Genomic DNA, 19,864 nt, shown 5'->3' with positions numbered 1-19,864 from the left:
AATTACTAACCATTATAAAATCAGGATCGACATTATCATGTCTTCAAAACAACGCAACACAAATCATGATGCGATCGCTTCTATGTATGACTTGAAAGGCATAGAGCGCCACGAAATTGTATTAAATTGTCTAGATAGATTAATCCTCAAAAATATTCCAGAAGGAGCGCATATTTTTGACCTCGGTTGTGGTACTGGACAAATTGCCCAACGGCTACTAAAAAGAGGTTATCAAGTAACTGGGCTTGATAGCTCTGAAGGAATGCTTAATGTGGCTCGAGAGAATGCGCCAAATGCTAAATTTATTCTTGATGATGCCCGGTTTTTTAAATTACTGCCAACTTTTCATGCAGCTATTTCTACAGATGGTGTTCTGAATTATTTTCTCAAGCCTGAAGAACTACATGATGTATTGCAAAATGTTTATAATTCATTGCTGGAAAACGGTATTTTTGTCTTTGAATTGTATTTAGAAGAATTGTGTGAATCAGACTGGAAAAATAATGATTCTGGTGGAGGTGTCAAAGATGATAATGTCTGGGTTGATATTTGGAACTACGATATAGAAAACAAAATAGGTCGGAAAGACACTACAAGATTTCAATTTATAAATGGTAACTGGCAACGTTTAGATAAAAGCTTTTTCTTAAAAGCTTATTCAGCAAAAGATGTAAAAATTGCTCTGGAAAAAGTAGGATTTACAGAAGTAAACATCTATGATGTTAACCGCGATCTAGAAGTAAATAAAGCCTCTCAAACTGCCTGTTTTGTTTGTCGTAAACCGCTAAGTGAGTAGGCATTGTCTAAGTAGATTACGTGTTATTTGTCAAGAGTAATAAGAAATGTATGTCAAATCAAATAACTCAGGGTTTTCAGCTTTCCATTCAACAAAAGCATCTTTGGTTATTACAGCAGTCTAGTTCAGCTTATTTGGCTCAATGTGCTTTTCTTCTAGAAGGCAATCTTAAACCAGAGATATTAAAAACTGCTTTAGAACAAGTTGCTATTCGACACGGAAATTTGGGTACAACTTTTCATTGCTTACCTGGAATGAAAATTCCTGTAATGGTTTTAGGAAATAGCAGTATTTTGTCGTGGCGTGAGATTGATTTAACTCACTGGGAACCGAAAGAAGTTTCAAGCAAAATTGCATATTTTTGTCAGGAAGCACGTAATTTTAAGTTCGAGTTTGAGCAAGGGCCACTTTTACATGTATCTCTACTGAAACTTGATGTACATAGGTACAGTTTAATCATCAGTTTACCTTCACTTTGTGCCGATACTCGGACACTCAAGAATCTGGTAACTGAAATTAGCAATTCATATTCTGCTTGCTTACAAGGTGAAAGACTATCAGAAGAAGTTGTCCAATATCTGCAATTCTCAGAATGGCAGAATCAATTACTCACAGATGAAGATGCAGAAGCAGCTAAAAAATACTGGCATGAGCAAAAGCTTTCTACACTCGCTTCGTTGAAGTTACCTTTTGAGAAGCAGCCATTACAGCCATCAAAATTTGAGATAAACTGCTGTCGATTAGATATTACTCCTGATGTGACAGCTAAGATTGCCAATTTAGCTCAAAAGTATGATACTTCCACAGATGTTGTCTTACTAGCTTGCTGGCAAACTCTGATTTGGCGACTTACAAGACAGCCAGATATCGTTATTGGTATGGCTAGCGATCGCAGAGACTATGAAGAACTATATAATTTATTAGGACTTGTGGCTACTTGGTTGCCAATTCACAGCCATTTGACACCAGATTTACGCTTTAGAGAAGTTTTAGAACTAGCTAATCAAACTATAGAAGCGGGTGCAGAATGGCAAGATTATTTTGTGCCAGAATCCATAGAAAATCACGAACACCTAGCTTTTCCCATCGGTTTCGAGTTTGAGGAACTACCAGAAAAACTCTTTGCTAGCGACGTGTCATTTTCTCTTGAGCAATATTACAGTTGTATTGAACAATTTAAAATAAAACTTACTTGTACTCAAAGCAAGCATTCTTTAACGACAGAATTCTACTACGATATCAATTATTTTTCAGCCGATACTATTGAACGTCTAGCCAAAGAATTTCAAACTTTATTAACGAGTGTAACTGCTAATCCTGAAGAGAAAATCAGCCAATTAGAAATTCTCAGCTTTAGCGATCGCCAACAATTACTAGTAGATTTTAATCAAACACATATTGACAATCTACAAAATAAATGTATCCACCAATTATTTGAAGCACAAGTACAAAAAACACCTGATAAAATTGCTATTGTCTTTGAAGAGCAACAACTAACTTATGCACAGTTGAACCGCAGAGCCAATCAACTTGCTAACTATTTGCAGCAGCGAGGAGTCAAGCCGGAAGTTTTAGTAGGACTTTGCACAGAGCGATCGCTCTTGATGATTATTGGACTTTTGGGCATTCTGAAAGCTGGTGGAGCTTATCTACCGCTAGATCCAACCTTACCCAAGGAAGGTTTTGCTAGTCGATTGCAAGATATCGAAATACCACTGATATTGACACAACAGCGATTAGTCGATAACCTGCCAACAGATGTAGCTGAGATAGTTTGCTTAGATACAGATTGGGATATCATTGCCGATCGCAAAAATGATAATCCCGCCAGTGCAGTGACAGTCCAGAATTTAGTTTACGTCTTGTTCACCTCTGGCTCTACTGGTAAACCGAAGGGAGTTGCGATCGAACACCGACAACTACTGAATTACCTCCACGGAATTACACAGAGATTAGACTTATCAACCACAACTAACTTCGCCACAGTTTCCACCTTAGCTGCCGACTTGGGCAACACTGGAATCTTTGCTGCTCTTTGCACTGGCGGATGTCTGCATGTATTATCCATCGAGTGTGCTACAGACTCAGCAGCCTTGGCAAAATACTGCCGCACCCATCCGATCGACTGTCTCAAAATTGTTCCTTCCCACCTTGCGACTCTTCTCGCCTCTGTACCATCCGATTCCATCTTGCCTCGCCAGCAGCTAATTCTGGGTGGCGAGGCTGCAAGCTGGCAACTTATTGAACAGATTCGGCAGCAAGCACCATCTAGCTTAATTTTCAATCACTACGGCCCTACAGAAGCCACCGTGGGGGTTACTACCTTTGCAGTTAAAAATCAGCAAATTAGTACGCAGACAGTACCCCTTGGTCGTCCACTTGCCAATACGCAGATTTATTTACTGGATGAGCAACTGCAACCAGTACCCATTGGTGTAGCAGGTGAACTGTACATCGGCGGTGCGGGATTAGCTAGGGGTTATTTTAATCAGTCTGATATAACGGCAGAAAAGTTTATTCCTAATCCTTTTGCAGAGACGGGTTCGCGTTTATACAAAAGTGGTGATATGGCTCGTTATTTACCTGACGGCAATATTGAATTCATTGGGCGAGTCGATCGTCAGGTAAAAATTAGGGGCTTCCGCATTGAACTTGGAGAAATTGAAACCATACTGTGTCAACATTTGCAAGTGCAACAGGCTGTAGTTTCTGTTCGGGAAGATAATGGCAACAAATCTTTAGTAGCTTACATTGTTTCTAAGCAACAACAAATACTTAATGTTAGCGAACTACAAAGATTCTTGAGACAGCAACTACCGGAATACATGATGCCCTCAACTTTCATCATGTTAAAGGCTCTGCCACTGACACCTAATGGTAAAGTTAACCATAGTGCGCTCTCAGAATCAAATGGCGATCGCCTAGAATTGGCAGCAACTTATGAACCACCACAAAATGAGGTAGAGCAAGCGATCGCTAATATCTGGCAACAGATACTTCATGTTGACAAAGTGGGCATTTATGATAATTTCTTTGATATAGGTGGTCATTCATTACTGCTTGTTCAAATTCACGCCAAACTACGAGATATTTTTCCTACCAATATATCTGTAATTAATTTATTTGAACATCCAACCATCAATTCCTTAGCTAAATATTTAACGCAAAAGCAGAGCGAAATACCTTCGTTTGAGGAAAGCACTCAACGCGCCCAGAGCCGCACTGCTTCAAGACAATCAAGAGCGCAATCTAGGTAAAATTATCTGGACAAATTACCTTTAGTAACAACAATTTACACATGGTATATAATAATGAATTTAAGGAAAATCCAATAAGCGATTTAGACATAGCTATTATCGGTATGTCAGGGCGGTTTCCTAAAGCCAGGAATTTAGATAAGTTTTGGCAAAATCTAAAAGATGGTTTGGAGGCAATTTCATTTTTTTCAGACCAAGAGCTAGAATCAATTGGGGTAGAGAAAACTACACTAAATGACCCAAATTATGTCAAAGCAAAAGCTATATTGGAAGATATAGAATTATTTGATGCTGGATTCTTTGATTACTCTCCTAAAACAGCAGAAATAATAGATCCACAGCACCGCCTCTTTTTGGAAACAGCTTGGAAAGCTTTGGAAAGTGCTGGCTATGATTCTAAAACTTATCAAGGTCGAATTGGTGTCTACGGTAGTGCCAGTATTAGTAGTTACTTTTTATTCAATCTTTTTTCCAATCCTGAATTAATAAAATTAGTTGGTCTTGACCAAATTAGACATAATAATCGTACAGATAATCTGACTACACGAGTTGCTTATAAATTAGACTTAAAGGGTTCAGCTATCACTATCCAAACTGGATGTTCTAGTTCATTAGTTGCTGTTCATTTAGCCTGCCAAAGCTTAATAGATCGTGAATCCGATCTGGTTTTAGCAGGTGGAGTTTCGATAACTAACTTAAAAAAGACTGGCTATGCTTATCAAGAGGGAGGAATTTTGTCTCCCGATGGACACTGCCGCGCCTTTGATGCCAAGGCACAAGGAACAGTTAGCGGTGATGGTGTAGGTATAGTCATTTTAAAACGATTAGCAGATGCGATCGCCGATCGAGATTATATTCATGCTGTAATTAAAGGTTCAGCTATTAATAATGATGGTGCTGCCAAAGTTGGCTATACAGCTCCGAGTATCGATGGTCAAGCCAAGGTGATTGCAGAGGCTCTGGCCATCAGCAGAATCGAACCTGATATGGTCAGTTATGTAGAGGCTCATGGCACCGGCACAGTTTTAGGAGATCCAATTGAAATTGCCGCGTTAACTAAATCTTTTCGCGCCAGAACTCAGAAAAAGAATTTCTGCGCCATCGGTTCGGTAAAAACGAATATCGGCCACCTAGATTCCGCATCTGGTGTTGCAGGTTTAATCAAAACTGTCCTCGCGCTCAAACACAAGCAAATACCGCCCAGCTTGCACTTTGAACAGCCTAATCCTCAGATTGATTTTGCTAACAGCCCTTTTTATGTCAATAATCAGCTCTCAGAATGGAAGTCAAACGGACATCCCAGGCGTGCAGGGGTTAGTTCCTTTGGTATCGGTGGCACTAATGTCCATGTAATTCTAGAAGAAGCCCCGTTAGAGAAGCAGGGGGAGCAGGGGAAGCAGGCGAGGAAATATCATCTGTTGGTTGTTTCTGCGAAAACAGAATCAGCATTAGAGACAGCTACGGCAAATCTGGCTAATCACCTCAAACAGCATCCTAATTTAAACTTAGCTGATGTTGCTTACACTCTCAAAGTAGGTCGTCGAGCTTTTGACCATCGTCGGATGGTAGTTTGTCAAGATATTGATGATGCAATCAAAGTTTTAGAGACAAAAGACCCGCAACGACTTCTCACGCACTATCAAGAACCAGGTGAGTCAGAGGTTGTGTTTATGTTTCCCGGTCAAGGAACCCAGTATGTGGGGATGGGTAGAGAATTATACCAGACTGAGCCAATTTTCCGGGAACAGGTTGATGATTGTTGCGAACAACTTAAACCTATTTTAGGGTTAGACTTACGCACTATTCTCTATCCCAGCCAAGAACAGACCCAATGGGCGACAGAACTGTTAACACAAACTCATATTACCCAGGCGGCGTTGTTCGCGATTGAATATGCTCTAGCACAATTGTGGTTATCTAGGGGAGTATGCCCTAGTGCAATGATTGGTCATAGTATAGGAGAATATGTCGCCGCTTGTTTAGCTGGGGTATTTTCTTTAGCAGATGCATTGATGCTAGTTGCTACCCGTGGACAACTGATGCAGCAACTACCTTCAGGAGCAATGCTGGCTGTAGCGCTACCTGAGAAAAAAGTTACGCAGATGCTAGGTGATAAACTTTCCTTAGCAGCCATCAACGCACCAGAGCGCTGTGTAGTTTCAGGCCCAACCGCAGAGATTGAAGATTTACAAAACCGCTTAACCGAGCAAGGGATTGACTGCCGTTTTCTGCATACTTCCCATGCTTTTCATTCTCAAATGATGGACTTTATTATTGAGCCATTTACCAAGTTATTTGCAAAAATCAATCTTAATTACCCAAAAATTCCTTTTTTATCTAACGTAACTGGCACTTGGATTACTCCAGAAGAAGCAACAGATAACAATTACTGGGCTAAACATTTGCGATCGTCAGTGCGCTTTGCTGATGGCATTACTGAATTGTGCAAACAGCCAAATCGGATTTTTTTAGAAGTTGGGTCAGGTCGCACTTTAAGTACTTTAACTAAACAACAAGCTCAAGGACATTTCGCACTTTGCTCCATACGTCATCCTCATGACCAACAATCCGATGTTGCATTCTTACTAAATACTCTGGGACATTTGTGGCTGTCTGGAATACAAGTGGATTGGTCAGGATTTTATGCCAATCAAAAATGTCATCGACTTGCTTTACCGACTTACCCTTTTGAACGACAAAAATACTGGGTTGAATCTTCTAGCGGTAATGAGTTAAATCAATTGAATGGAAAAGACACTCATAATAATCAAAAGTTGGAGAATGAAAAATTTAGTAGTCAGCAAAATCATTTAGGAGATAAATCACAACATTTACTTGTTGAATCTCAGCAAAACAATATCCTCCATCTGAGTAGCAAAAATGAAAAACGCGAGCATCCTGCTAAAAAAATAATAACTCGTCAAATTTCTATTATGTTTCAACAGCTAGAACTATTGGAAAAAGATATGTAATTTCAGATGACAGTAACTTAAATTTTTAGTTAGTATTAATCTCAAAAAATCTAAAATATTATGAATGAAGATTCTCAATATAAAAAAATAATATCGACGCTCAAACACATTGTTAGTGAGTCATTGGGAGTGAAATCATCTGGAATAGATATTCATACTCCTTTTCTAGCGATGGGTGTTGACTCTCTAATTTTGTTGCAAATTAACCGTGCTATTCAACAAGAGTTAGGTATTGATATTCCTTTTCGCTTATTGCTTGAAGATTTATCAACAATTCATGCATTAGGAACTCATATAACTCAAGAGCTACCTCCACAAAATCTGATTGTAGAGCCTTCTTTTCAAGAATCTACATTTAGCCCAATACTACAAGCACATACTGAAAAGACTTCAGATACACAAAATTTGGAGCAAGAAAATGAAAAATCTGTAACAGGTACAGTACTAGAACAAGTAATAGAACAGCAGCTTGAGTTGATGTCCAAACAGCTAGACATTTTACAAAAAGCAGGTTCATCGAAGAAGATATTACCTGTACAAAAAGCAATCTCATCTACCTCTATTCAGCATGAGGTAAGACAAGTTGCTCAATCTTTAATTAATAACTCTGATTTTTCAGAAAGTTCATCATCGATTCAAACTGAGTCTAATCAACAACTCATCACCCAAACAATTGAGCCTCTTCAGTTAGAATCAAAGACTCTGTTAACTCCCCGTCAACAAAAACATTTAGATGCTTTAATTACACGTTTTGTCAAACTTACTCCCGAATCTAAACGACTTACTCAAGTTTATCGTTCCTACCATGCCAATAGCAGGGCGATAACAGGCTTCCTGCCCTCCATTAAAGAGATGTTATATCCCATTCACGGACAGCGTGGAGAGGGAGCCAGACTTTGGGATGTTGATGGACAAGAGTATGTAGACATTTCTATGGGGTTTGGTGCGCTTTTATTTGGTCATTCACCATCTTTTGTCATCGAAGCTATTCAAGAACAAATAAAACAAGGTATATTGCACGGCCCACAATCGCGTCTTGCCGGTCAGGTTGCAGAGTTAATTTGTGAGTTGACAGGCGCAGAACGGGCAGCTTTTTGTAACGATGGCACAGAAGCGGTGATGGCAGCAATCCGCCTAGCACGGGCTACCACAAAACGCTCTAAGATTGCTTTATTTGCTGGTTCTTATCACGGTACTTATGATGGGATTTTGGTAAGAGGAGTAACAACCAGCGAAGGAACGCGGCGTTCTATCCCCAGAGCTATAGGCATTCCATCATACATTGCTGATGATGTGATCGTACTTGACTATGGGCAACCTGAATCCTTAGAGATTCTGAAAACTCATGCTAACGAACTGGCAGCAATTCTGGTGGAACCGATACAAAGCAGTCGCCCAGATTTGCAACCGAAAGAGTTTCTGCTGCAACTTAGAGAATTAACTCAAGCAACAGGAACCGTATTAATTTTTGACGAAGTGATTACCGGTTTTCGGATGCATCCAGGTGGGATTCAGGGCTTGTGGAATATTCAAGCAGATTTGACTACATACGGTAAAGCCGTTGCTGCTGGGATGCCAATTGGAGTTATAGCTGGCAAGGCAGCTTTGATGGATACCCTGGACGGTGGAATGTGGAACTATGGAGATGGGTCTTATCCTCAAGCGGAAACCACAGTATTTGCAGGTACTTTCTTCAAACATCCTTTGGTAATGGCGGCGGCTTGGGCTGCACTCAATCATATTAAAAATAGTGGCCCGAAATTACAGCAAGAGTTATCTGAAAAAACAACAAAATTAGCCCAGACTCTTAATAGTTACTTTGAACAAAGACAAGTTCCAATTCAAGTAGTTCATTTTGGTTCGCTGTTTCGTTTTATAGCCTCATCTCCCCTCAAGTTTGGTCAGTTGTTTTTCTACCATCTCTTAGAAAAAGGCGTTTATGTCTGGGAAGGACGCACATTTTATCTGTCTACGGCGCATACCGATGCAGATATTGAACACGTAATTGAGGCAGTCAAGGAAAGCGTAGTAGAAATGCAACAAGGGGAATTATTACCACCTGCCCCGATTTCAACAACGCTCAAAATTCCCCTGACAGCAGCACAAAAAGAACTGTGGTTTTTAGCACAGATGGGAGATGAAGTTTCCCGCGCCTACAACGAATCTAGAACTATCCATCTGCGAGGGACTGGCAATTTATGGGCAGTACGTAAGGCTGTTCAGGAAATTATCAATCGCCACGAAGCGCTGCGAACTACTTTTAGTCCAGAGGGGGATAATCAACTGATTCATCCTACTTTGACTATAGACATCCCAGTAAGCGATTTTTCAACTTTAGATAAAAGTCAACGAGAAACACAGCTATCGGAATTGTTGGTACGGGAAGCTCAACAAATTTTCCATTTAGAAATAGGGCCATTACTGAACTGTCATATCGTCAAGTTGCAGGAAGGTCATCATCTTGTGGTTTTGACAAATCATCACATTGTTGCTGATGGTTGGTCAATTAGTATTTTGTTAAGAGAGCTAGCAGCAATTTATTCCGCAGAGTGCCAAGGTATTGCTAGCCAACTTCCGCAACCAATGAAATGGAGTGAGTATGCTCTGTGGCAAGTACAAATGCAGCAGAGTCCAGAAATGGCAAAAGCTGAAGCTTATTGGCTGAGTCAATTTGCCAGTTCAGCGCCTGTTTTGGAATTACCAACTGACCGGCCTCGACCACCGATATTTTCGTACACTGGAGCGCGAGAAAATCTCAGCCTCGATTCGACTTTGTATAATTCTTTGAAAAGCTTAAGCGTACAACGTGGTTATACTTTATTTACGATTCTTTTAACAGCATTTATCACCTTATTGCAACGATTGACGAATCAACAAGATATCGTTGTTGGTATTGCTTCGGCTGGACAATCTGCGATCGCAGGTGAATATCTTGTCGGCCACTGTGTTAATCTATTACCCATACGCAGCCAAGTTGTTGGCAACCCAGGCTTCACAGAGTATTTAAGTTCAGTTCAGCAGGTATTGTTAGATGCTTACGAGTATCAAATTTATCCTTTTATTAAACTAATTGAAAATTTAAAGTTACCACGAGACCCTAGCCGCACCCCTCTTTTTACCACAGGGTTTAATCTGGACAAAGCTCCATTGGAATCCAAGTCTTTAAAACAAGAGTTTGAGATAGCTAAAAATTCTACCAGTGCTACTAAGCTGGATATTAATTTAAATATTCTTCAGACAGACAGTGAACTACTGCTAGAACTGGAATATAATACAGATTTATTTGATACCCAAACAATTCAGCGTTGGCTCGGACATTACGTAACCTTGCTAGAAGGTGTTGTCGCCAACCCAGAGCAACCCCTTGCAGAATTGCCTATATTGACACAAACTCAACAGCATCAGTTGTTGGTGGAATGGAACAATACTCAAACTGACTATCCTGGAGAGTATTGTATCCATGAGTTATTTGAGGCTCAAGTAGAGCGATCGCCTGATGCAATTGCCGTAACCTTTGAAGACCAACATCTCACCTATCGAGAGCTAAATAACCGCGCAAATCAATTGGCGCATTATTTGCGATCGCTTGGGGTGAAACCAGAGGTATTGGTAGGGATTTGTGTGGAGCGATCGCTCGAAATGGTGATTGGAATTCTGGGCATCCTGAAAGCTGGTGGCGCATACGTGCCACTCGATCCAGTATATCCCCCAGAAAGATTAGTTTTCATCTTGCAGGACGCACAGATACCAATACTGCTGACCCAGGAGTGCTTGATAGAGATTTTGCCGAAAAATCACACCAGGGTTGTCTGTTTAGATACAGATTGGGAAAGTAGAGTTCAGGAAAGTCAACAAAATTTAATTAGTAATTATAGAACTGATAACCTAGCTTATATAATCTATACCTCAGGCTCAACAGGACAACCTAAAGGTGTCTTAGTCAATCATGCCAATGTTGTCCGTCTATTGGCAGCAACTAAGTCCTGGTATCATTTCAACCAAGAGGACGTATTTTCACTTTTTCATTCAATTGCCTTTGATTTTTCAGTTTGGGAACTCTGGGGTGCCCTGTTGTTTGGTGGACAGTTAGTTATAGTACCGTACTTGTTAAGTCGTTCACCTGAAGATTTCTACAAATTCTTGTCAGCCCAGCAAGTGACAGTACTCAACCAGACACCTTCAGCTTTCCGTCAACTCATACAGGCAGAGGAGTTGTTGGGAAGCACCAAAAAGTTGAGCCTACGACTGGTCATTTTCGGTGGAGAAGCTCTAGAACTTCAAAGCTTAAGACCTTGGTTTGAACGACATGGCGATCGGTTTCCACAGTTAGTCAATATGTACGGTATTACAGAAACAACTGTGCATGTGACATATCGTCCATTGACGATGGCAGACTTAAAAATTGCTCCAGGCAGTGTTATTGGTCGTCCAATTCCTGACTTACAAATTTACTTGTTGGATCAACATGGACAGCCAGTACCTATTGGAGTCATGGGTGAGATGTACATTAGTGGTGCTGGCGTGGCACGAGGTTATTTAAATCGACCAGAACTAACCGCCCTTAAGTTTATCCCCAACTCCTTTAGTGATAAACCAAACGCACGCCTTTATAAATCAGGCGACTTAGCCCGCTATCTGCCCAATGGAGATATTGAATACTTGGGACGCATTGACCATCAGGTTAAAATCCGTGGTTTCCGCATTGAACTAGGGGAGATTGAGGCGATGCTTGCTCAACACCCAGGTATACAGGAGACTGTGGTGCTGGCTCAGGAAACCCAACCTGGCGACAAGAACTTGGTGGCCTATGTTATTCCCTGCAACAAGCAAACATTGACAACCAGTGAACTACGTAACTTCCTTTTGAAGCTTCTGCCAGAGTATATGGTGCCATCAGTCTTTATTATGCTGGAGGTGCTACCACTGACATCGAACGGCAAGGTAAACCGCCAAGCTTTGCCAGCACCAGAAACTCTCCGCCCAGAGCTAGAAGCTGCTTATGTGATGCCACAAACTGAGATAGAACAAACTATCGCTACAATTTGGCAAAAATTTATCAATATCGAGAAAATAGGTATTCACGACAACTTTTTTGAACTCGGTGGTCATTCATTACTTCTGGTTAAAGTTAATAACCAATTACGCGAAATATTCAAAATCGATTTATCAATGCTCGATATGTTCAGATATCCCACTATTAGCTCTCTTGCAGAGTTCTTTAGTGCAACTAAAAATCAAACATCATCTTTAAGTGAAACTAATATTTCAATAGAAAAAATTGCAAGTGGTAAATCTCAACAAAGAAAACGGTTGCAAAAAATGAAGTCGGTAATGAATAACCAAGGAGTTAAGGAAGAATGAATATCCCTATAGCATCTGTTGAGCATAATGGTTCAGAAATAGCAATTATTGGCATGGCAGGGCAGTTTCCTGGAGCCAAAAATGTAGATCAGTTTTGGCAAAATATTCAAAATGGTGTAGAGTCAATTTCATTTTTTACTGATGAAGAACTGTTAGCTTACGGGCTAGATGCAGCTACACTCAATAACCCAAAGTTTGTCAAATCACGAGCTGTATTAGAAGATGTAGAACTTTTTGATGCTGCATTTTTTGGTTTTAATCCCAGAGAAGCTGAAATTACTGATCCACAACATCGTCTCTTTTTAGAATGTGCATATATTGCCCTTGAAGATGCTGGCTATGACTCAGAAAAATATCCAGGTTCTATTGGAGTTTACGCCGGAGCTAGCTTAAGTAGGTACTTACTGAATATTTATTTAAACGAAGATATTATTGGATCTATAGATAATCACCAGTTGGCGATCGCAAATGACAAAGATTACTTAACTACTCGCGTTTCTTACAAGCTGAATCTACAGGGGCCGAGTTTCACTGTTCAAACCGCCTGCTCTACTTCATTAGTCGCTGTGCATTTAGCCACTCAAAGCTTACTAAATGGGGAATGCGATCTGGCTTTGGCTGGTGGGGTTTCTATAAGTTCTTCCAGAAAAACTGGCTATCTTTATAAAGAAGGGGGAATTGGTTCGCCTGACGGACACTGCCGCACTTTTGATGCTCAAGCACAGGGAACTGTTGGTGGCGAAGGTGTAGGTATCGTAGTTTTGAAGAGATTAGAGGATGCTCTAGCAGATGGAGATACCATCCATGCTGTCATTAAAGGTTCTGCAATCAATAACGATGGATCTTTCAAAGTTAGCTACACAGCACCACGAATAGACGGTCAAGCCAAAGTTATTAGAACCGCTCAAGTTGTTGCCGACGTTGAACCTGAAACCATTACCTATATTGAAGCTCATGGGACAGGAACAACACTAGGAGATCCCATTGAAATCGCGGCGTTAACACAAGCTTTTCGAGTCAGCACTGAGAAAAAAGGCTTCTGCGCTATTGGCTCAGTGAAAACTAACATTGGACATTTAGACGCTGCTGCTGGGGTAACAGGTTTAATTAAAACCGTCCTAGCCCTGAAGAATCAACAAATACCGCCTAGTTTGCACTTTCAAGAACCTAATCCCCAAATTGATTTTGCCAACAGTCCTTTTTATGTCAACACCAAACTTACCCAATGGAAAACAAACGGCATTCCTCGCCGTGCCGGAGTCAGTTCTTTTGGGATTGGTGGGACTAATGCCCATGTAATTTTGGAAGAAGCCCCAATGGAGGAGCAAGGGAGGCAGGGGGAGTCGGGGAGAAAATATCATCTGTTGGTTCTTTCTGCCAAAACGGAATCGGCATTAGAAACAGCTATGGCGAATCTGGCTAATCACCTCAAACAACATACCAATCTCAACTTAGCTGATGTGGCTCATACCCTTAGTGTCGGTCGTCGAGCTTTTGACCATCGCCGGATGGTGGTATGTCAAGACATGAATGATGCGTTGAAGGTGCTTTCCCCTTTAGATTCACAACGAGTTTTCACCCAATACCAGCAGCCTGTTAATCGTCCTGTGGTATTTATGTTTTCCGGGCAAGGAACACAGTACGTAAATATGGGTAGAGAACTCTACGAGAGTGAGCCACTCTTTACACTTGCTGTTGATCGTTGTTGTGAACTACTGAAACCGCATCTAGGTTTTGACCTACGTCATGTATTGTATCCAGATGAGGCACAGACAGCCAAGGCGACAGAACAGCTTAAACAGACAATTGTTGCCCAGCCAGCATTATTTGCGATCGAGTATGCCCTAGCTCAATTGTGGATGAGATGGGGTGTACACCCAGAGGCGATGATTGGTCACAGTATCGGAGAGTATGTTGCTGCTACTTTAGCTGGAGTCTTCTCGCTGGAAGATGCCCTAATGCTAGTGGCAATTCGAGGACGACTGATGCAGCAACTTCCCAGTGGGGAAATGCTCTCTGTGCAACTTTCCGAATCAGAGATACAACCATTACTAAGTAGGGAACTATCTTTAGCCGCAAGCAATGGCCCTTCTTACTGCGTGGTTTCTGGTACAACTGAAGCGATCGCACAATTACAACAACAGCTAGAAGCCAAAGGTGTCGGTTGTCGCAGGCTGCATACTTCTCATGCCTTTCATTCTCACATGATCGAGCCAATTCTCCAGCCATTTACAGAACAGTTACAAAAACTCCAACTTCATCCGACGACAATTCCGTTTGTGTCTAACGTTAGTGGTACTTGGATTACTGTAGCCAAAGCAACAGACCCCAAATATTGGGTAAAGCATTTACGAGAGACAGTGCGCTTTAGCCAAGGGATAACTGAGTTACTCAAAACACAGGAGCGCATCTTTTTAGAGGTCGGGCCGGGAAGAACTTTAAGTACCTTTACCAAGCAACATCACAAAGATCAACAGGTTATACTAACCTCAATCCGCCATCCACAAGAACAACAGTCGGATGTAGCATTTTTACTCAACTCTTTGGGGCGGCTCTGGCTTTTTGGTGTCAAAGTAGACTGGTCTGGTTTTTATGCTAACGAGCAACGCCATCATATTCCCTTACCAACCTATCCATTCGAGCGCCAACGTTACTGGATTGAAGCACAAAAACAGGCTCTACACTCTCAAGGGTTTGTTGAGGTAGCAGCTGTCTCGGAAACTAAAGCTTTCGGTGAACAAATTTTTGTAGCTCAAGCTGCTGCATCATCGGTAACTGACTCAGCACCTACAGCATTTACCAACCAAGACTTGTTGGCGAAAAAATCAGATATTGCTGACTGGTTTTACATCCCTTCTTGGAAACGTACCATGCCACCGCAACCTCAACCTGGACTCGGAGAAAAATCAGGATGTTGGTTAGTGTTTGTGGATGAGTGCGGCTTGGGCGAAAAGCTGGTAAAACAGCTATTACTTGAGGAGCAGGATGTTATTAGCGTTAGAGTTGGAGAGCAATTTCAGCAAATTAGCGAATATTCTAAGCTCACATATATAATTAACCCTCAAAAAGAGGATGAATACAACACCCTACTCAAAGAACTTCGGAGCTTGGGTAAGATTCCAAAAAGGATTGTTCATTTGTGGAGTGTGACACCAAACAGTTACACCAACTCAGCAATTGAAGCTTTAGGCTGGTCGAGTTTATTGTTTTTGGCGCAGGCCATTACAGAAAATAACCAAACAGATGCTCTAGAAATTAGCATTGTCTCCAACAATTTGCAGGAAGTAACAGGTTCAGAAATATTATGTCCAGAAAAGGCACTGGTTCTCGGAGCTTGCAAAGTTATGCCGCTAGAGTATCCAAATATAACCTGTCGCAGTATTGATGTTGTAGTTCCTGTAGAAAGCAATCGAGAGGAACAACTCATCACAACCCTGATAGAGGAACTCACGACTTATACATCTGACCAAATTATTGCTTACCGTGGGCGGAATCGCTGGGTGCAAGATTTTGAACCTGTGCAACTACACGAAACCGTTAGCGAAAATGTCCGCCTCAGAAAACAGGGAGTATATCTCATCACTGGTGGATTAGGAGGTGTTGGTCTGGAGCTGGCAGAATATTTAGCACAGACCGTGCAAGCAAAACTAATATTACTGGGGCGTTCAGCTTTCCCCGATCAAGACAAGTGGTCTGAATGGTTATCGACTCACGATCGGCAAGATCGTATTAGCCAGAAGATCCAAAAATTGCAGGCGATGAAGGCGTTAGGTGCAGAGGTAATGATAGTTAGTGCCGATGTTACCAATCTTGACCAGATGTCAGTGGTGCTTAACAAAAGTAATCAGCGATTTGGTGAGATTCATGGAGTAATTCATGCAGCCGCAGTTTACGGCGGAGGGATGATGCAACTCACAACAAAAGAAACTGTAGCAAGTGCTTTAGCACCCAAAGTACAAGGAACACGAGTACTTGAAACTTTATTCCAAGAAAGCCAACTGGATTTCTTTGTACTTTGTTCATCACTCAATTCGTTTGTTGGCGAATCTGGAATGGCAGATTATACAGCGGGAAATGCCTTTATTGACTCCTTCGCTCACTACAGTTCCTCTAAATATGGGACATGGAAATTCGTTAAGTCTATTAACTGGGATAGATGGAACAGTGTAGGAATGGCAATTGCTATTGAAACAAGGCATCAAGAAATCACAGGAGAAAAATTGGCAGCAAGAATGGTCTCCTTTGAAGGCATAGAGGCGTTTAGACGTATTCTGTGTAGTAGTACAGTTCCTCAAGTAATTGTATCAACACAAGATTTTTCTAGCCGGATTAAGGCAAAAGAATCTCCTAAATCTTTTGAGGAAAAACTAGCCCAACTAAGTCAATCCAAACCAACCCACCCGCGCCCTAATTTAACAAATGTTTATGTTGCTCCTAGTAATGAAATTGAGCGAACCCTTGCTGATGTTTGGCAACAACTTTTAGGGATTGAGAAAGTAGGAACTCACGATAATTTTTTTGAGCTAGGAGGAGACTCTTTATTTGCCACTCAATTAGTTTCTCAACTGTGCAAAGTTTTCCAAATAGAACTCTCTTATAAAGGCTTCTTTAACGGGCCAACTATAGCTGAATTAGCTGAAGTTATTGTCCAAAAACTGTCTGAACAGACAAATTTAGAAGAGTTGGCTCAAGCCTTAGCAGATATTGAACAGCTATCAGAACATGAGATGCAGACCTTAATTGCTTCGCAAAACTAAGTAAGTAATAAATTGATTAAATTTGGTCATCAATCATTTAGTTGTTTAAAAATTATACCAACAAAGGTAAAAGCAGGGAATTAAAATGAGTGACCTTTCGCAACGGATTGCTGGTCTTTCCCCAGAGAAGCTTCAGCTTCTTGCACAACGCCTTCATAAGAAAAAAGAGAACGTCTTTTTTCAATCGCAAATAGTTCGTCAAAGTCGAGAATCTAACTTATTTCCTCTATCTTTTGCCCAGCAAAGGTTGTGGTTTATCGACCAGTTACAGCCTGGGAACAGTGCTTACAACATCTCTCAATCCATGCGTCTTGTGGGATGGTTAAATGTAGCGGCGCTGGAACAAAGCTTTAACGAAGTTGTGAGACGGCACGAAGTTTTAAGAACTACATTTACAATAGTTGATGGGCAACCTTTCCAAGTTATTGCTTCAAGTTTGAGCTTCAAACTAGTAGTGATAGATTTACAAGAGCTTTTTCAAGAGCAAAGAGAAACTGATGTTTTACGGTTGGCGAGTGAAGAAGCACAACAGCCTTTCGACCTAACCAAAGGGCCTTTGTTGCGAGTTACTATACTGCAACTTGCGGCAGCAGAATATGCATTATTGTTAACCATGCATCATATTGTTGCTGATGGCTGGGCTATAGGTGTGCTGATTCACGAAATCGCAACTTTGTACCAAGCTTTCTCTCATGGCAAAGCCTCGCCCCTTTCAGAAGTATCTATCCAATATGCAGACTTTGCTGTTTGGCAACGACAGTGTTTACAGGGAGAGCGATTAGAAACTCAACTTGCTTACTGGCAAAGGCAATTAGGCGGTAAACTTCCTGTTCTGGAACTCTCTGATCGCCCGCGATGCTCACGGCGAGCTTCTCTACGAGACGCTCCGCGATCGCTAACGCCTTTCTCAGGAGCTAGGGAAGCTCTGGTTCTACCCAAAACCTTATCTGAGAAGCTAAAGGCTCTGAATCAGCGCCAAGGTATCACACTGTTTATGATTCTGCTAGCGGCTTTTCAGACTTTGCTGTGCTGGTACACCGATCGAGAAGATATCGTTGTGGGTACTGATATTGCCAACCGCAATCAAGCCGAGACTAAAGAATTGATCGGGTTTTTTGTTAACCAGTTAGTGTTGCGTACAGATTTATCAGGAAATCCTACTTTTGTAGAGTTATTAGAACGAGTCCGCGAAATGACTTTAGAAGCTTATGCTCATCAAGATTTACCTTTCGACAAACTGGTTGATGTTCTGAATCCAAAACGGGAGTTAAACCGCACACCGCTATTTCAAGTCAAAATTGTTTTGGAAAATACTCAAACTCCTTCTTTACAACTTCCAGGCTTAACTATCACATCTTTGAAAGTCGAAAACAAAACAGTGCAGTTTGACTTGCTGTTGGAGTTAAACGAAACAGAGCAGGGACTATTTGGCGTATGGGAATATAACACTGACCTATTTGATCGGGACAGCATTGTTAGATTATCGAATAATTATGCAACACTTCTAAATAAGATTGCGACACATCCAGAAACCAAATTAAGTGAATTAAAGATAATTCTCAATGAATTAGATAATAAACATAATTTTGCTAAAGAAGAAGCTTATCAAAAAACTATCCAACAAAAACTAATCAACGTTAAACGTAGAACGAGTAAATAATCAGTAACAGATAATAAAAATCATGACAAAAATTGAATCTCTAGGTTCTGTGAGACGTAAAGCTGTTAATATATCCACAGAAGATTTAATCAAAACTGAATTTTTGAAATCGGATACTAACTTTCCTTTGGTGATTAAGCCTAGTGTGAAGGGAGTTAATCTACAAGATTGGGCTAAGAATAATCATGAATATTTGAAAAGTGAATTATTAAAATATGCAGCGATTCTCTTTCGGGATTTCAAAGTTAATTCAATAGAAAAATTTGAGCAAATTATCGCAGCGATTTGTGGAGAAGCATTGGAATATCGCTATCGCGCATCTCCACGAACTCAAGTAGGTGGGAGAATTTATACTTCAACTGACTATCCTGCTGACCAAAGTATTTTTCCTCACAATGAACATGCTTACTCACCTACTTTTCCGTTGAAAATCTTCTTTTTTTGTGTAAGTCCAGCAGCGGAGGGAGGAGAAACTCCAATTGGTAGTTGTCGAAAAGTTTTTGAGCGGATTGATCCCAAAATACGCGATCGCTTCATTGAAAAGCAAGTTATGTATATGCGTAACTTTGGCGATGGATTTGGTCTTCCTTGGCAAACTGTATTCCAAACAACAGACAAAACTAAGGTCGAAGAGTATTGCCAAAGCAATGGAATTGAGGTTGAATGGAAAGCAGGCGATCGCTTAAGAACTCGACAAGTTGGGCCAGCCGTTCTCAAACATCCTCAAACAGGTGAAATGGTCTGGTTTAATCACGCAACTTTTTTTCACGTTTCTACATTAGAACCAACAATACGTGATTCGTTATTAACAAGTTTGCCAGAAGAAGATTTACCAACTAACACATATTACGGTGATGGTTCTACAATTGAGCCATCAGTATTAGCCGCTCTGCGAACTGCTTATCAACAAGAAATGATCGCTTTTTCCTGGCAGAAAGGAGATGTATTGATGTTGGATAATATGTTATCAATACATGCTCGTCAGCCATTTGTTCCTCCCAGAAAAATTTTAGTCGGAATGGCTGAACCTTATACACCCCAAAGTATTTAACTAACACTGA

Annotated in this window: 6 protein-coding genes and 1 pseudogene; all 7 read left to right on the top strand. The window is 40.9% G+C overall.

Annotated elements, in window-relative coordinates:
• Window positions 1–37: 37 nt before the first annotated feature.
• The 7 genes and pseudogenes from V7K84_RS33870 to V7K84_RS33840 all read left to right on the top strand — a co-directional run bounded on the left by V7K84_RS33870 (window position 38) and on the right by V7K84_RS33840 (window position 19,854).
• The gene (locus V7K84_RS33870; protein WP_334844831.1) at window positions 38–796 is read left to right on the top strand and encodes a class I SAM-dependent DNA methyltransferase; all 759 of its coding nucleotides are present in this window, start codon (window positions 38–40) and stop codon (window positions 794–796) included.
• Between the two features lie 50 nt (window positions 797–846).
• Window positions 847–4,053, top strand: a complete 3,207-nt coding sequence (locus tag V7K84_RS33865) for a non-ribosomal peptide synthetase (protein WP_334844829.1) — start codon at window positions 847–849, stop codon at window positions 4,051–4,053.
• A gap of 41 nt (window positions 4,054–4,094) precedes the next feature.
• Window positions 4,095–6,767: pseudogene (locus tag V7K84_RS33860) on the top strand (type I polyketide synthase); the annotation flags it as partial.
• Window positions 6,768–7,085: 318 nt separating this feature from the next.
• A complete protein-coding gene (locus V7K84_RS33855) occupies window positions 7,086–12,386 on the top strand; it encodes an amino acid adenylation domain-containing protein (protein ID WP_334844827.1) in 5,301 nt (1,766 codons plus the stop codon).
• Window positions 12,383–17,143, top strand: coding sequence for a type I polyketide synthase (locus V7K84_RS33850; protein ID WP_334844825.1), 4,761 nt, complete (start codon window positions 12,383–12,385; stop codon window positions 17,141–17,143). Before V7K84_RS33855 ends, V7K84_RS33850 begins: the two co-directional genes overlap by 4 nt.
• An 85-nt stretch (window positions 17,144–17,228) precedes the next feature.
• Entirely contained in the window at window positions 17,229–18,803 is a 1,575-nt protein-coding gene (locus tag V7K84_RS33845) for a condensation domain-containing protein (RefSeq protein WP_334844823.1), read from the top strand.
• Between the two features lie 22 nt (window positions 18,804–18,825).
• Window positions 18,826–19,854, top strand: a complete 1,029-nt coding sequence (locus V7K84_RS33840; RefSeq protein WP_334844821.1) for a TauD/TfdA family dioxygenase — start codon at window positions 18,826–18,828, stop codon at window positions 19,852–19,854.
• Window positions 19,855–19,864 lie beyond the last annotated feature (10 nt).

Origin of the sequence: Nostoc sp. (assembly GCF_036917315.1) — a bacterium.
GTDB lineage: Bacteria > Cyanobacteriota > Cyanobacteriia > Cyanobacteriales > Nostocaceae > Nostoc.
Note: the sequence above shows the minus strand (reverse complement) of the source record. Positions and strands in the feature narration are given on the sequence as shown.

Coding starts and splice junctions, on each gene's coding strand:
- V7K84_RS33870 (WP_334844831.1), top strand. CDS start 38: ATGTCTTCAAAACAACGCAACACAAATCATGATGCGATCGCTTCTATG.
- V7K84_RS33865 (WP_334844829.1), top strand. CDS start 847: ATGTCAAATCAAATAACTCAGGGTTTTCAGCTTTCCATTCAACAAAAG.
- V7K84_RS33855 (WP_334844827.1), top strand. CDS start 7,086: ATGAATGAAGATTCTCAATATAAAAAAATAATATCGACGCTCAAACAC.
- V7K84_RS33850 (WP_334844825.1), top strand. CDS start 12,383: ATGAATATCCCTATAGCATCTGTTGAGCATAATGGTTCAGAAATAGCA.
- V7K84_RS33845 (WP_334844823.1), top strand. CDS start 17,229: ATGAGTGACCTTTCGCAACGGATTGCTGGTCTTTCCCCAGAGAAGCTT.
- V7K84_RS33840 (WP_334844821.1), top strand. CDS start 18,826: ATGACAAAAATTGAATCTCTAGGTTCTGTGAGACGTAAAGCTGTTAAT.